12 protein-coding genes and 1 other annotated feature are annotated in these 15,619 nt (G+C 39.8%); of the genes, 3 read left to right on the plus strand and 9 right to left on the minus strand.

Features of this window, described 5'->3' with window-relative positions:
- Window positions 1-15: 15 nt before the first annotated feature.
- From rarD to refZ, 7 genes are all read right to left on the minus strand, one after another.
- Complete coding sequence (rarD, locus tag A6749_RS05630) at window positions 16-936, minus strand: EamA family transporter RarD (protein WP_066386072.1); 921 nt, start codon at window positions 934-936, stop codon at window positions 16-18.
- A gap of 156 nt (window positions 937-1,092) precedes the next feature.
- Window positions 1,093-2,676, minus strand: coding sequence for an acyl-CoA synthetase MbcS (gene mbcS, locus A6749_RS05635; protein WP_066386073.1), 1,584 nt, complete (start codon window positions 2,674-2,676; stop codon window positions 1,093-1,095).
- Between the two features lie 149 nt (window positions 2,677-2,825).
- Window positions 2,826-3,026, minus strand: a complete 201-nt coding sequence (locus tag A6749_RS05640; RefSeq protein ID WP_066386074.1) for an alpha/beta-type small acid-soluble spore protein — start codon at window positions 3,024-3,026, stop codon at window positions 2,826-2,828.
- Window positions 3,027-3,125: 99 nt separating this feature from the next.
- Window positions 3,126-4,334: a tRNA uracil 4-sulfurtransferase ThiI gene (gene thiI, locus A6749_RS05645; protein ID WP_066386075.1), complete on the minus strand. Its 1,209-nt coding sequence runs from the start codon at window positions 4,332-4,334 to the stop codon at window positions 3,126-3,128.
- Complete coding sequence (locus A6749_RS05650) at window positions 4,335-5,477, minus strand: cysteine desulfurase family protein (protein ID WP_066386076.1); 1,143 nt, start codon at window positions 5,475-5,477, stop codon at window positions 4,335-4,337.
- Between the two features lie 114 nt (window positions 5,478-5,591).
- A complete protein-coding gene (gene ezrA / locus A6749_RS05655; protein WP_066386077.1) occupies window positions 5,592-7,280 on the minus strand; it encodes a septation ring formation regulator EzrA in 1,689 nt (562 codons plus the stop codon).
- Window positions 7,281-7,437: 157 nt separating this feature from the next.
- Window positions 7,438-8,070 carry a forespore capture DNA-binding protein RefZ gene (gene refZ, locus A6749_RS05660; RefSeq protein ID WP_066386078.1) on the minus strand — a complete coding sequence of 211 codons (633 nt, stop codon included), beginning with the start codon at window positions 8,068-8,070 and terminating at the stop codon, window positions 7,438-7,440.
- A 154-nt stretch (window positions 8,071-8,224) separates the two neighbouring features.
- On the opposite strand from refZ, the gene A6749_RS05665 reads away from it, so the two are divergent.
- Window positions 8,225-8,707 carry a GAF domain-containing protein gene (locus A6749_RS05665; protein WP_066386079.1) on the plus strand — a complete coding sequence of 161 codons (483 nt, stop codon included), beginning with the start codon at window positions 8,225-8,227 and terminating at the stop codon, window positions 8,705-8,707.
- A gap of 30 nt (window positions 8,708-8,737) precedes the next feature.
- On the opposite strand, the gene megL is transcribed toward A6749_RS05665, so the two are convergent.
- A complete protein-coding gene (gene megL, locus A6749_RS05670; protein ID WP_066386080.1) occupies window positions 8,738-9,922 on the minus strand; it encodes a methionine gamma-lyase in 1,185 nt (394 codons plus the stop codon).
- A gap of 393 nt (window positions 9,923-10,315) precedes the next feature.
- Between megL and rpsD the strand changes: the two genes are divergently transcribed.
- Complete coding sequence (rpsD, locus tag A6749_RS05675; RefSeq protein WP_066386083.1) at window positions 10,316-10,918, plus strand: 30S ribosomal protein S4; 603 nt, start codon at window positions 10,316-10,318, stop codon at window positions 10,916-10,918.
- A 126-nt stretch (window positions 10,919-11,044) separates the two neighbouring features.
- Here the strand turns inward: rpsD and A6749_RS05680 are convergent, their stop codons facing one another.
- Entirely contained in the window at window positions 11,045-13,900 is a 2,856-nt protein-coding gene (locus A6749_RS05680) for a transglycosylase domain-containing protein (protein WP_066386086.1), read from the minus strand.
- A gap of 151 nt (window positions 13,901-14,051) precedes the next feature.
- Window positions 14,052-14,274 (plus strand) — a binding site (T-box leader).
- Between the two features lie 43 nt (window positions 14,275-14,317).
- Between A6749_RS05680 and tyrS the strand changes: the two genes are divergently transcribed.
- Window positions 14,318-15,571: a tyrosine--tRNA ligase gene (tyrS, locus tag A6749_RS05685; RefSeq protein WP_066386087.1), complete on the plus strand. Its 1,254-nt coding sequence runs from the start codon at window positions 14,318-14,320 to the stop codon at window positions 15,569-15,571.
- The last annotated feature ends 48 nt before the right edge of the window (window positions 15,572-15,619 follow it).

A 15,619-nucleotide genomic window follows, 5' to 3' on the forward strand; every position in this document is an offset into this window, starting at 1 on the left:
GATAAGGTTTTTTCGTTACAATGCTTGTTTTTCATTAAATCCTTTTGACGATAAAAGTTTAGTTTTAGAAAGGGAATATATGGTTAATGCTGACCAAATAAATAAGAATGAAATAAAATATACTTTCGAAAAATGTTCATGATACACAAAGATTCCGAGAAGCAGCATTAAGGTTGGTGCAATATATTGCAAAAAACCTAGTAATGATAATGGAATCTTTTGTGCCCCCTTTGCAAAATAAAGAAGTGGTACGGCAGTTGCCGCCCCTCCGCCGATTAACAGCCAAATGGTTTCTGTTCCCGAAGTAAGGAACGCATTGGTTCCTTGGATAAACAAATAAATTATATAGACGGCTGCCAGCGGTGTGATTACCAAGGTCTCTAACGCTAATCCTACAGACGAGTCCACATTAATCAGTTTTTTAACCAAGCCATATAAACCAAATGACAATGCCAAGGCAATCGCAATCCATGGAAACCTGCCATACGAGATTGTAATGATCAATACACCGATTGCTGCTAACCCGAAAGAAATATATTGGACTGGAGAGAATTTCTCCTTTAGAACCATCATTCCCAATAAAATACTAACCAGCGGATTAATATAATATCCAAGACTTGCGTCGACAATATGCCCATTATTCACAGCCCAAATATAAATATACCAATTTCCGCTAATTAGAATCGAAGCGAAGATTAAGGCATACAGCTGTTTTTTATTGCGGGCAAAACCTTTTATCGTCCCCAGAAATAATCCCCACTTTTTTGCAAACAAAAGGACAAACAGCATGAAGATAAACGACCAAAAAATCCGGTTAGCAAGAATTTCTTCCGCACTAATATCATCTAAAAATTTCCAGTAGATCGGTAATAATCCCCATAAAAAATAGGAAAAGCCGGCATGGAGTGCACCAAGCTGTGTTTCATTTTTTTTCATTGTTTCCCAAGCCCCTATTCTTTCTATAATCGAAATAATCTCTATTATACCTTGAATTTACTAAAATAGGGGAATCTTTTGCTTCCAATTTTTGACTTGCACTTAAAAAAGCAGGCAGCCGCCTGCTTTCTTATTCATCAGAACATGAAACCCTGATTAGTTCTTTAACGCTTCCATCTCTTTTTGACGGAGTTCAACCCTGCGAATTTTACCCGAGGTTGTTTTTGGAAGCTCAGCAACGTATTCAATCTTTCTTGGGTATTTATATGGTGCTGTTAATTCTTTTACATGCTCCTGAAGTGTTTTAGTTAATTTCGGTTCATCAGCGTTAATTCCTTCTCTTAAAACAATAAAAGCTTTAACAATAAAGCCGCGGATTTCATCAGGGCTAGCAACAACCGCACATTCCTTGACAAAAGGATGCTTGACAAGGGCATCTTCAACTTCAAATGGCCCAATTGTATAACCGGAACTGATGATAATATCATCACCTCGGCCCTCAAACCAGAAGTAACCTTCCTCATCCATTTTTGCTTTATCGCCGGTGACATAATAATCACCACGGAACTGCATGGCGGTTCTTTCCGGATCCTTATAATAATTTTTGAATAAGGCAGGAGTTTCCACATGCACAGCAATATCCCCTACTTCGCCAACTGCACAAACCTCGCCTTCATCATTAATGATTTCTACTCGATTGCCAGGGGTTGGTTTCCCCATAGAACCAGGCTTTAGTTTCATACCCTTTGTTACCCCAACGAGCAGTGTATTTTCGGTTTGACCATAACCATCACGAACATCAATATTGAAATATTTCCTGAATGTATCGATTACTTCACGATTCAAAGGTTCTCCGGCAGAAACTGCACTATGAAGATTTGGTAATTGGTATTCTCCTAAATTATCTACCTTTGCCATTAACCGATATTCTGTAGGTGTACAACAAAGCACGTTAACGTCGTATTTTTGCAGCAAGCTTAAATATTTGTTTGGTTCAAACTTTCCGTTATAGACAAGTCCGACTGCTCCCGAACCAAGTACAGATAAGAACGGGCTCCAAATCCACTTTTGCCATCCCGGACCTGCCGTTGCCCAGACAGTATCACCCTCTTCAATGCAAAGCCACTTTGAAGCGGCTGTTCTTAAATGAGCGAATGCCCAGCCATGGGTATGAACAACCCCTTTTGGATTTCCGGTTGTCCCCGAGGTATAGGATAAAAAGGCCATATCATCTCTAAGCGTATCCGCAATCGGGAAGTCTTCACTTGCTGCCTCCATTTCGGCATCTAAATGAATCCATCCTTTTTCGCTTGCCCCAATTGAAAATTTAACAAGCGGCTGTTCGGAAGTAATATCGTCAAATTGATCAACATACGGATAATAGCTAATGACAGCTTTTACATCTCCATGCGAAATTCTGTATTGTAAATCTTTTTCCCTTAGCATTTCAGAGCTTGGAATGACAACCATACCAGCCTTTAATGCTGCCAAATAAACAACATAGGCTTCGATAAGCCGTGGAACAATGACGAGTACGACATCCCCTTGATTTAAACCACTTGCTTTAAACACATTCCCTGCCCGGTTGACTTGCTTTATCAATTGCTCATATGTAATTTGTTTGGTTTCACCAGACTCATTTTCCCACTTTAATGCTGCTGTGTGCGGATCATTCGCAAAACGCTCTACTTCGGTGACGAGATTATACTTTTCAGGTGCAATTAAATCTTCCCGGTTCATACTACTCCCCCTCAAGAATATGTCTTTCAACTAATTATACAAAATTATTTTAAAATTTAAAAATGTTATTAAAAAAATATTGCTGAGGGGCATATAAAAAGAGCGAAGGGAATCCTTCGCTCTTTGTAGCCATTATATTTTGTTAATGATTAGCGGGAAAAGCCGCTTAAATGCTGCTGCGCCATAGAAACGAGACGCTTAGTGATTTCACCACCAACAGATCCGTTAGCGCGTGAAGTTGTGTCAGCACCAAGGTTTACACCAAATTCTTGAGCAATTTCAACTTTCATTGACTCAAGAGCTTGCTCAGCACCTGCAACTAATAATTGGTTGGAGTTGTTGTTTGCCATGTGATTTTCACCTCCTTGTGAGTATATAATGTGTAAAATCACATGGCATAATTCTTAATTTTATTTGGTAATTGTTCACATATTATATAAAAAGTGCTATTAAAATAACTCCTCAAACTCTTGGCGATTTTCTTCACCTGGTTTAATTGTCACTGTTTCAACATTTTGAACTGCCTCTTCAATCAATTGTTCAAAGTCAAAGTAGCTCTCATACTGATTGACCTTTTCTCTCTTTGGTTTTGTCTTTGGAGATGATGGGACAAAAATCGTGCAGCAATCCTCATATGGCCTGATGGAAATATCCATCGTGTCAATCTCCTCAGCGATTTTAATAATATCGTTCTTATCCATTGAAATCAATGGACGTAAAATCGGTGTATTAGTCACTTCGTTTATCGCATACATCGATTCAAGGGTTTGACTTGCTACCTGCCCAAGATTTTCTCCTGTAATAATCGCTAACCCTTCACGTTTTTTTCTAATTTCATCGGTAATCCGAAGCATCATTCTTCTTGTAGAGGTCATCGTATAATTTTCCGGAACCTGCTCGCGAATAGCCTGCTGGACATCAGTAAACGGTACGATATGCAGCGTAATGGAGCTGCCGGCAATTTCAGCTAATTTCTTTGACAAATCGATCACTTTTTCCTTAGCCCTCTCACTTGTAAATGGCGGACTGAAAAAATGAACCCCTTCGATCTCTAATCCCCTTCTCATTGACAAATACCCTGCTACCGGGCTGTCAATTCCTCCAGAAAGCATTAGCATGGCTTTGCCGCCGGAACCGATTGGGAGCCCTCCGGCGCCAGGAATGGTTTCACAGGATAAATAAACAGCGTCGCTTCGTACTTCAACCCTTAAATTAATATCAGGTTGTTTCACATTAACCTTCAAGCCAGTGATATTTTGCAATAAATGCCCGCCAATCGCATGATTTATTTCATTTGTATTTAATTCAAATGTCTTATCAGATCTTTTTGCTGTAACCTTGAAGGTTTGACCATCCTGATAAAGAGCTTGTACTAATTCAAGTGAAGTCTGCTTTATTGTTTCAATTTCTTTATCCACCTTAATGGCTGGACTAAAGGATTGAATACCAAAAATATGCTTTAACTTTTCAATAACCGCTTTGGCATTTTCACCATTTAACACAACATACATTCGGTCGCGGCTGGCTTCTATTTTGATTTTTGGAAACTCGGATAGGGCAATCCGAACGCTTTTTCTTAGTTTATCGACAAATTTATTTCGATTCCTGCCTTTAGTAGATATTTCCCCATAACGGATTAATATTCGGTCATAATTCATTTATTTCATTACCCTCTCTAATTGTTTTACGGTATTCTTGATCACATTAATTGTCTCCACTGCTTCCTGGACAGTATTATTAAATGAAAGACTGAGTCGAATCGCGCTTTCAGCGATTTCCTCCGGTAATCCCATTGCGATTAAGGTCGAACTAGCAGATTTCTTTTTAGAGGAACAAGCACTGGTTGTTGAAACAAAAATCTTTTCTTTTTCAAGTGCATGAACAAAAACCTCTGATTTGATCCCTTTTAAAGAGAAATTTATAATATGCGGTGCAGCGTGATCAACCGGTGTATTAATCCGGATGAATTCATTTTTGCTTAATTCCGTTCGCAGCATGCTTTGAATTTCTCTCATTGCGCCAATCCTATCTGGGCTTTTTGCCAATGTCATTCTCAGCGCCTTAGCAATGGCAACCGCCCCTGCTACATTTTCTGTTCCGCTGCGGAGCTTTCGTTCTTGATTGCCTCCGGAAAATAATGGCGTTATTCTAATACCATCCCGCACATAAAGGATCCCTGTTCCCTTCAGTGCATGGAACTTATGTCCCGAAAAAGAACAAAAATCAATTCCATATTCATGTAAATGAAGCGGTACCTTCCCTACCCCTTGAATCGCGTCAACATGAAAAAGAACTGTAGAATGCCTTTTTAACACTTCGCCAATTTCTTTAACTGGCTGAATTGTGCCTACCTCATTATTCACAAGCATAATTGAAACTAAAATGGTATCTTTCCGAATCGCTTGTTCCAGCTCCTCTGCTGATACCCTGCCATTTCCATCGACCGGCAGATAGGTAATCTCGAATCCTTCCTCTTCAAGCTGTTCCATGGCAAGACGAACGGAGGGGTGTTCAACACTTGAAGTAATTAAATGCTTTCCACGATTGCGATTTTTATAGGCGGCTCCTTTGATGGCTAAGTTGTTACTCTCTGTACCGCCTGAAGTAAAATAAATTTCGTTTGCTTTCACATCTAGAAGCTTGGCTGTTTGTTCCCGTGCTTGCGATAGAAGCTTTTCGGCCTGGCCTCCAAAGCTGTGCAGTGAGGATGGATTTCCAAAATATTCACTCGATACAGTTACAAAGGAATCCAATACTTCTTTATATGGCTTGGTTGTTGCGCTATTATCTAAATAAATCATGGTCTTCACCTTTCTCTTTAACGAAATAAATCTTATCATAAAAGTACAAAATTTTAAAAGCCAGACAGTAAAGAAACCGGTTAACCAATATTTGGTCAATCCGGTTTCCATACATTATGCTGATTCAATCGCGGCTTTAATTTTCTTTAATGCTTCCGGGTCAATTCCTTCAAGTGTTGCCGCTACCTGCTCCAATGCTTCTTGATAGTTATAGCGTCTGAACGCCATTTCTGCTTCCGACAGTCCTTTTTCAACCGTAGGATAATGACTCCGATATCGATTTCCATACTGGATTGCCTGCTCCGCAAGCATAACATTTTCAATCAACTCAATAGTTGAATTAACTAGTTTCTCTACCGATAAAACCGACATTTCTAAGTATTGATTGAGCGCAGATATATTTAGGGGCTTTTCTTCAAGCTGAACCCTTACATTCTGGATACTTTCATTTGCATCCTCAAAAAGATATTTATAATCTTCCGGCAGGCCCGGAACATTGCTTTTTTGAACAAGCCGGACTGTTTCAGCGACTTTTTTCGTCAATTCCTTCACCTTTTCCCTTGCTTCAAATTCATCCTTACGCAGTGCTTGAAGCTTTTGAGCAAAGGTTTGCTGCTCCTCACGAATTAATTCTAACTGCTCTTTTATATCGGAAAGTTCCTCACTAATGACGGATTGAGCTGTTTCATTTTGCCTTACTTTCTCCATCAAAATATCGTAGCGTTTAAAAACAGCTATTAGTTCTTTTTCTAAATTCCCTTGAATCTCAAGGTCCTGTTCCGGTACTTGATAGCTTGTTTGCACATGGAGCACTTCTTCTGAAAGACTTTTATTTTCGGCTTCAGCAGTGAAAAGAAGACTATCTGCTAGTTCTTTATGTTTTAACACAAAATGCTTGGCATGAACTTCTTTTTCTAAAAGGTCTAAAAGAATATCAATTCGGTCCTTAACCTCTTTTGTCCCTTCAACCGCTTTTTCAATTTCTGCATTTTCTATAAGGCCGATATTTTCATCCAGCTTTTCCTGCAATCGTTTTGTTTCGTTTTCCACATTGATATGTTCTAAATAATATTCCTGCTCGTTCATCTCTCGAAAGCCGCCAACAACTTCAGTAAGCTGATTAGGCAGTAGTGATTGGTTTTCAATCAGCAGCTGTGGAATTAAGTTCATATTATTTTGAATCGTTTCAAGCTTATCATGAATTAAAAGCACGACTTCACGCGCCTCAAGATAATTTCCATGCTCCGTTTTTTCATCAAATTCATGGAACTTTTCCGTAATTTCTTCAAGAGTGGATTCTAGCTGCTTTTCCGCCTTTCCAAAATTATGACGATGTGCCAGCAGCCTTTTCTTTGAATCACGATATAATTCCTTCAATTGTTCAATTTCTTCACGATTTTTCTCTTCACTGCCAACAAGCTCATGTAATTCTTCCAATATACTATTAATCTGGTTTTCAGTCTCCTGCAGCTGGGCCGCGATGTTCTGCTGAACCGATTTTGCTTTATTGAAACGGTACTTATCTATGTACTCTTCAGCATCAAATAGCATTTCTTCTAAATTTGGAAGCTTGATGGTTACTACTTCATCCCATTGATTTCGCCAGCGTTCAAACAGCTCCTCTGTCTGCCCTGTCATATTGAGCTGCTTTACCTTCGACATCTCATCTTGCACCGGACGATTAAACAAGTCAATTTTCCATGCCTCCAGGCGATCCATTTCTTTAAAATACTTCTTCTTTATGATATATCCCACTAAAAACAATGCTAGTAAGAGGATGAATGGTCCAATGATATATATCACGTGTAAGCCTCCTATTCCAACCAACAGATAATTCCATTTTTCAAATATCTATAAATAAATTCGCTAATGTTTGTTCAATGCCTTTATGATACCATGTTAACGACAATTTTTGACTATTATTTTCAATATTTTTGTAAAAAAAAATAGCGAATGATCGCTATTTGATTACTGCACCCTTTTTTACCGGAAGATCCGAACATAATGTCTTATCAATCCAAAAATAAATATCTTTTAAATATTTTTGGACAAAGAACGCTTCATTTGGAAAAACATACAATACTTCCCGCATATAATGGGTATTAATAAATGGCATCATTAGCAGCGCCTTTAGCTGTGTGATTAAATAGGGAATGGAGTGTGGGCGAAATTCGTTCCATTCAAAGCCCCTCTCAAAAATCTTTTGGAAATAATATTTTTCCTTTAACGAATAAGTGGACATGACTTCCCGGGAAACCTGCGAATCGACTGACATTTCACGGTACACAAAGCTGGCAAGCTGGATGTTTTCGCATTGGAATTGAAGCAGATCCCCTGTGACTTGTTTTAAGCAGATCTGCGCACCCTTATCAATAGAAAAATAAGCTTCTTCAATTTTTTGAATGTATTGTTCAAAGAAATGGGTAAAGCAATATTCCAGCAGTCCCGCTTTATTATCAAAATGGTAGGCAATCGCAGCCGTATTTACTTTTGCTAAACTGGCAATGTCTCTAATCGACGTTCCAGAATATCCTTTTGAATTAAACAATAGAATAGCAGCCCTTACAATTGCATCCTTCGAATTCTTCTTCATTGGTTTTCCCCCTTTGGAACATCCATACTCCCTTATTACTATAGATTCTTGTTGTCACAATTGATTCCTTCATGAAAAAGTCGACAAAGTCTGCTCTTTTTCTTTGATTTCTGATAAAATAGACTATAAATTTTATGAAAATAGGTGAAATGTCATGTTTAACGTCGAAATGTACACAGGGACGCGGGAGGAAAATTATGATCTTGTAAAAAAACAATTGCGCGCCCTTCTTCATGGTGAAACAAATCAGATTGCAAATCTGAGCAATGCAGCAGCATTATTAAATCATTTTTTTGAACGGATCAACTGGGTTGGTTTTTACTTAATGGATACTAATGATGAACTTGTTTTAGGGCCGTTTCAGGGGCTGCCAGCATGTGTCAGAATTCCTGTTGGGAAAGGGGTTTGCGGGGCTGCGGCGCTAAAGAAAGAAACAGTACGCGTCGAGGATGTCAATAAATTCCCAGGTCACATCGCCTGTGACGCTGCCTCTCAATCTGAAATTGTCGTTCCAATTATAAAAGATGATCAATTAATCGGAGTACTGGACATTGATTCACCGGAAACAAACCGCTTCGATGAACTTGATCAGGAAGAACTCGAGGAATTTATCGCCATCTTAACAGAATACATTTAAAAAACTCGCCCTATTACCGGGCGAGTTTTCTTATATTTTTCCTAAAGCCTGTTCGAGATCTTCTTTTATATCCTCCCATGCCTCTAGACCTACAGAAAGTCTTAGCAGCGTATCTTCTATTCCCATTTTCCGGCGTTCTTCTTCGGGTACAACAGCATGAGTCATCGTCGCCGGATGCTGAATTAACGATTCAGCATCCCCCAGGCTTACAGCAATTTTAATCAACTGCAGCTGATTCATAAACTGCTGCGCTGTTTTTTTCGTCCCTTTTACAGAGAAAGAAATCATTCCACCAGGCTGCCTCATTTGCTTTTGCATGATATGGTAGTCTGGATGTTCCTGGTCACCCGGATAATAAATCGTATCGATTTTCGGATGTTTTCTTAAAAAATCAAATAGCTTTCTGGCATTATCGGAATGCCGATCCATCCGCACAGGCAGAGTTTTTAGCCCGCGAAGCAAGAGCCAGGCATCAAAAGGAGAAATGATCCCGCCCATATCCTTTTGGGTTGTCCGGGCAACATGCTGAATCCATTCTTTTTTGCCAATAACCAGGCCAGCTATCACGTCACCATGTCCGCAAATAAATTTGGTTGCACTGTGGATGACGACATCGCAGCCTTTTGTCAGCGGTGTTTGCAAATATGGTGAACTAAAAGTATTATCAACGACAACTGGAATTCCCTTTTCCTCAGCGACTTTGGCGACCATTTCTAAATCAATCAGCTTCATCGTTGGATTAATTGGCGTTTCAATATAAATAACGGCAGTATTGGATTGAATTTCTTTATATAAGGTTTCCGGTGAGTCCATTGCAGAAAAATCATGAGTAATTTCATATTTTTCTTTAAATAACTGCAGGAGTCCAAATGTACAGCCGTAAATTCCTTGTGAACAAAGAATATGATCGCCTGTTTTCGTTAAATCTGAAAGTACAGCACTGACTGCTGCCATACCGGACGCAAAGGCGAGTGCCGCATCCCCTTTTTCAAGTGCCGCAATCCGCTCCTCCAATATTTTGACTGTCGGGTTTCCTAATCTTGAATAAATATAGCCGTCCTCTAGTCCTGAAAACCTTTTTTCCCCTTGTTCGGCATTTTGAAATGTAAAGGTTGAAGATTGGTATAATGGGGGCACCAGGCTTCCATTATGTTCGTCTTGGTGGTAACCGGCATGTATAACTTCTGTTTCAAATCTTATTTTCTTATCCGTCATTTTGGCAGCTCCTCTCCATTGGAAACGCTCTCACTATACTATATTATATGATAAATACATTATTATCGTTAAGATACTAAATTTAAAGTTCAGAAAATCGTTGATTTCTTCCTGTACCCTGAAATCTTCTTGACTTTACTAGTATAAAAATTATATAATAGCTTTTGTGTAAAATATTGCAGCCTTAAAGAACAACTTTAATTGTTTCATTTTGTTCCTCATAAGAAAAGCAGAAGGCTTAGTGCCTGATTATTTTATTTTTATTCTTACGATGGTGCATCGTGTAACCCTCTGCTGCTAGGGCGATGGTGCATGAAAACAAAATGACTGTTATTGTAGTGTCTTAACGGTTTTTATTTTACCAGAATAAAAACACGAAGGAGGAGTCATATTATGGCTCGTTATACCGGCCCAAGCTGGAAACTATCTCGTCGTCTTGGAATTTCTCTAAGCGGCACAGGTAAAGAATTAGAAAAACGCCCTTACGCACCTGGACAACATGGTCCAAACCAACGTAAAAAGCTTTCTGAATACGGATTGCAATTACAAGAAAAGCAAAAGCTTCGTCATATGTACGGATTAAATGAGCGCCAATTCCATAACTTATATGTTAGAGCTGGTAAAATGGGCGGCGTTCATGGCGAAAACTTCATGATCCTTCTTGAATCTCGCCTTGATAACCTTGTATACCGTTTAGGTCTTGCCCGCACTCGTCGTGCAGCACGTCAATTAGTTAACCACGGACATATTTTAATTGATGGTTCTCGCGTTGATATTCCATCATACCGTGTAGCAGCTGGACAAACAATCAGCATTCGTGAAAAATCACGCAGCCTTGATGTAGTTAAGGAAGCAATCGAAGCTAACAACTTCGTACCTGACTATTTAACTTTCGATGCTGACAAATTAGAAGGTACTTTCACTCGCTTACCAGAGCGTTCTGAATTACCTGCTGAAATTAACGAAACATTAATCGTTGAGTTCTACTCTCGTTAATTTTCAGGAAGACTTCCCTGCCATCTTGGCCAGGGGAGTTTTTTTCGCTTTAATTGCTCATACATGCAAAAAGCACACGTATTTTTTAACGTGTGCTTTTTTGTATTAGACTTTTTACGGCAAGCATTATTCAGGTTTTTTTGATGGTTTTTCATCTGGCTTTCCGGCCGGTTTATCTTTCTTTTTGTCATTTGGTTTATCTTTCGGCTTTTCACCTGGTTTCCCTGCGACCGGCTGGTCCTCAGGTTTGTCCGGCGCCCCGATTTCCACTACATTGGATGGTGCCGATTCTTTTCCGGCAATATCGACAGCCGTTACATAGTAGGCACCGTTTCCAGCAGCAAATGAGCGCGCTGAACCATTCACGATACTGCCCACTTTCGAGCCGCCGCGATAGATCCTGTAACCAACAACATCATTATCAGAAGCAGCCGACCATGTTAACGTGTTCCCGCTTGCCTTTAACCCGACAGGATTTGGTTTTTTTCCATTATCGGCCATTTTGGAGGTTGACACCAGGATTTTCCCCCAGCGATCCCGCTGCGGAATCAGCTGGCTGTAATTATGGAAATTAGGTCCCACCATCCGCTTGATAAAATCAGGGTTTAAGATCATACCAAACTGGGTAAACTCTTTTGGCGTGGAATTCAAAGCTAAGTACCTTTTATCACCAATGGTGACGTAATTTGCTTCAAGTAAGCTGTCATCCACTTTTGTAGGAACATTATTAACATTAAAATAATCACTTTCAATCAGTCCTGCTTTTGAACAAACAGCTGATGGAAGCATTCCGGAAACAGCACAATATGACCTTCTAACAATCCCGCCCGGCATTTTAAACGATTGTTTAGGGGCAACTAATTCAGGTCTGATTTTATATGCTGCATTGATTAATTGGGCCCAAAGGTTATTTGTCCGCTGGCTGTATGACATGCCGCCAGTCTTCAGTGACTTAGGTGTATCATAGCCCCGCCAAATGCCAAATGTTACGCTTGGGTTGGAAGCAACAAACCAGGAGTCAATATACTGATTACCCGTACCAGTTTTACCTGCCCAGTCGGCGCTGAAGTTTAACTTGCTTCTAATTCCAGCAGCTGTCCCCATTTTGATAACATCACGCATCATGTCAAGTGTTAGATACGCTGTCTGCGGTGTAAATACATCCACCTTCTTAACCTTGTGCTGATAAATAGTTTTGCCGTTTTTATCGACAATTTTATCAATCAAATGGGCATCAACAAATTTCCCGCCATTAGCAAAGGTGCTAAAGGCGTTTGTATTTTCTTCTATTGTTACACCATTAGTCATTGAGCCAATACTTGTTGCCAGATTCGTATAGTCCCCTTCTGTAAGTGAAGTAAAGCCCATTTTTTCTAAATACTTGGCTGGCCGTTGATTCACAATTTCCTTATAAAGCTTTACTGCTGGAACGTTATACGATTTTGCCAGTGCATAACGCGCGGAAACTAAACCACTGTATCTTAAATCATAGTTATGCGGCCAAGGACTTGAGCTTGCAGGATTCAGACTTAAGGCTACATCCGGAAGCGGCGTTCCTGGAGACGCCTTGCCAAGTTCAATGGCCGGTCCGTAAATAAGCAGCGGCTTCATCGTCGAACCATTTTGGCGAATGGCATTTGTCGCATGGTTCAGCTGATGATCGCTGTCATACTTTCTTCCACCGACGAAGCTGATAATTTTCCCGGTTTTATTTTCAATCAGCATTGCCCCAACCTGCACAGGCTCCATCACAGTTTTCCACTCGCCTGTTTCCGGGTCTTTAATTTTATCCGGCTTATCAGGTCCATACCATTGATAATTGTCCTTTACCTTTTGCATGGCATCGTAAATTTTCTTATCAATTGTTGTATAAATTTTATAGCCATTTTGCCGTAAATTATGGCTTGCTAATGTTTTATACTTGTAATAAAGAGAATCATCCTTTTTTAGTTCCTTTTCAGAATAGCCGTCGTTTTGGGCTAAAACCGTGGTTAAAACCTCTTTTGCCCGGCTCTCAATTTCAAACGTCAGCCAAGGATATTTCTCAATAGGATTTGGTACAGGTGAAATGAAATCCTTTGTAATGTCATAGGCAGAAGCCTCTTTATACTGCTTTTCATTGATATAACCGCCATCATACATACGCTTTAAGACCGTTTTCATCCGTGTCAGTCCAGGTTCAAGATAGTTCTTAACCGTTCCCTCTCTTGTGAAAGGTGTATAACCAAAGGGACTTTGCGGCAAACCGGCAATGAAAGCAGCCTGCGGTAATGTTAAATCGCTGGCTTTTTTGCCAAAAATACCTTTCGCGGCCGCCTGTACTCCGGCGATATTTTTACCTGATGAATTTCTGCCAAAGGTGGAAACATTTAAGTAAGCCTCTAATATTTCCTTCTTATCAAAGAATTTCTCTAAGCGGAGCGCAAGTATAATTTCGTTTGCTTTTCGTTGAAAGGAAACCTCATTCGTTAAAATTTGGTTTTTGATTAGCTGCTGTGTTAATGTACTACCGCCGGATTGAACGGAGGAGTTTGTCACCTCTTGAAAAAGGGCTCTAAAGACAGCCTTCGGAACAACGCCATGATGCTGATAGAAATATTCATCCTCTGTCGCTACGACTGCCTTGATTAAATTATCTGAAACTTGGTCAAGCTTCACTTCTTCACGTTCGAGGTCTGTTCTAAGCTTCCCTAAATAGACATTATGATCAAAAAATAATTGCGATGTTTCTGTGTAATTATAAATGTCCTTTTTCATACTGTCGTATGAACGGATAGGTTCATCCTTTACAAGTGAAGCGAAATAACCGGCCCCCACACCAGCTGCAAACGAGCCTCCAATCATGACAACTGTCAGAACTAGAAGGATTAAATTCCAAACAACCGAATAGGTAATTCGGGCACCTTTAACCGTTTTTCTATGGGTAAGCAAGGTAAAGATGGATTTGGCTTTTTTCATCCAAGTTTGCCATTTTTCATTCATTAAGTGCATCACCTCATTTTAAATCACCTTTCATTATAGCATATCAATAATAGAATGTTTGACAACATTCAACATTTTTCTGAAATTTCCATTTCCAATTTGACAAGGATTAAGGATTATGTTAAAAAAGACTATAAGAAAATTTTTTTATAAAAAAGCATTGAAGGGAAACAATCGTAGTTCTTCTATCCCTGTTAATAGAGAGGCAGCGGCCGGTGAAAGCTGTCACACATAGAAGAATGAATTACATCCTGGAGCTTTTTCTGTGAACCTATTAGTCATATTAGTAGCAGAAAACGGACAAAACCGTTATTTATTTGAGTTGGAGGAATTTTCCTCAAGCTGGGTGGTACCGCGATTTGATCGTCCCTGCATTATTGCAGGGGCGTTTTTATTTTTTTAATGGAGGTTTTTCAAATGGATTTATTACAAGATTTACAATGGCGTGGAATTATTTATCAGCAAACAGATGAAGAAGGCTTGAATGAATTATTAAACAGCGAAAAAATATCGCTATACTGTGGAGCTGACCCAACTGCTGATAGTCTGCACATCGGTCATTTAGTACCGTTTTTAACGTTAAGAAGATTCCAGCAGCATGGGCACCGACCAATCGTATTAGTTGGCGGTGCTACAGGCTTAATCGGGGACCCAAGCGGTAAAAGCGAAGAACGCAAGCTGCAAACATTGGAAGCAGTTGAGAAAAATGTCGAGGGAATTAAGAAGCAGCTGGCAGCAATTTTTGATTTTGATGGTGATAACGGCGCAATCATGGTGAATAACTATGATTGGACTAGTTCAATGAGCGTTGTTACCTTCCTGCGCGATATTGGGAAAAATATCGGGGTCAATTACATGCTTGCTAAAGATACCATTGCAAACCGCCTTGAATCAGGGATTTCCTTTACGGAATTTACCTACACAATCTTGCAGGCAATGGATTTCAACCATTTATACGATCACCACAATTGTAAATTGCAAATTGGCGGAAGTGACCAGTGGGGGAATATTACAACGGGCTTGGAGTTAATCCGCAAAATGCATACAGAAGAAGCTAAAGCTTACGGGATGACGATTCCTCTTGTGACAAAAGCAGATGGCACTAAGTTTGGAAAAACGGAAGGCGGCGCCATTTGGCTGGATCCTGAAAAAACAACCCCTTACGAGTTCTACCAATTCTGGATTAATACAGCGGATGCTGATGTTGTGAAATACTTAAAATACTTCACATACCTATCACATGAAGAAATCGACCAACTTGAGGTCAGTGTAAAGGAAGAGCCGCATCTTCGTAAGGCGCAAAAGGCGCTGGCAGAAGAAATGACCCGACTTATTCACGGAGAGGAAGCACTGCAGCAGGCGATTAAAATTTCCGGTGCTCTATTTAGCGGCGATGTTACAAATCTATCTGCTGCTGAGATTAAGCAAGGCTTTAAGGATGTTCCAACATATGAGGCTCAAGGGGAAGAAAATTTAGTTGACCTGTTAGTTACAGCTAAAATCTCACCATCTAAACGTCAGGCACGTGAGGATATCTCCAATGGGGCCGTAACGGTAAACGGTGAAAAAATTACCGACACCGCCCATGTGCTGCAAGAAGCGGATAGAATTGAAGGACAGTTTACGATCATTAGAAGAGGTAAAAAGAAATACACCTTAATTAAATATTAAATATAAGAAAAGACAGCACAATCGTTGGATTGTGCTGTCTTTCTTTTT

Origin of the sequence: Neobacillus mesonae, assembly GCF_001636315.1 — a bacterium.
Taxonomy (GTDB): Bacteria; Bacillota; Bacilli; order Bacillales; family Cytobacillaceae; genus Neobacillus; species Neobacillus mesonae.

Coding starts and splice junctions, on each gene's coding strand:
- rpsD (WP_066386083.1), top strand. CDS start 10,316: ATGGCTCGTTATACCGGCCCAAGCTGGAAACTATCTCGTCGTCTTGGA.
- A6749_RS05665 (WP_066386079.1), top strand. CDS start 8,225: ATGTTTAACGTCGAAATGTACACAGGGACGCGGGAGGAAAATTATGAT.
- tyrS (WP_066386087.1), top strand. CDS start 14,318: ATGGATTTATTACAAGATTTACAATGGCGTGGAATTATTTATCAGCAA.
- megL (WP_066386080.1), bottom strand. CDS start 9,922: ATGACGGATAAGAAAATAAGATTTGAAACAGAAGTTATACATGCCGGT.
- A6749_RS05640 (WP_066386074.1), bottom strand. CDS start 3,026: ATGGCAAACAACAACTCCAACCAATTATTAGTTGCAGGTGCTGAGCAA.
- rarD (WP_066386072.1), bottom strand. CDS start 936: ATGAAAAAAAATGAAACACAGCTTGGTGCACTCCATGCCGGCTTTTCC.
- A6749_RS05650 (WP_066386076.1), bottom strand. CDS start 5,477: ATGATTTATTTAGATAATAGCGCAACAACCAAGCCATATAAAGAAGTA.
- A6749_RS05680 (WP_066386086.1), bottom strand. CDS start 13,900: ATGAATGAAAAATGGCAAACTTGGATGAAAAAAGCCAAATCCATCTTT.
- mbcS (WP_066386073.1), bottom strand. CDS start 2,676: ATGAACCGGGAAGATTTAATTGCACCTGAAAAGTATAATCTCGTCACC.
- refZ (WP_066386078.1), bottom strand. CDS start 8,070: ATGAAGAAGAATTCGAAGGATGCAATTGTAAGGGCTGCTATTCTATTG.
- thiI (WP_066386075.1), bottom strand. CDS start 4,334: ATGAATTATGACCGAATATTAATCCGTTATGGGGAAATATCTACTAAA.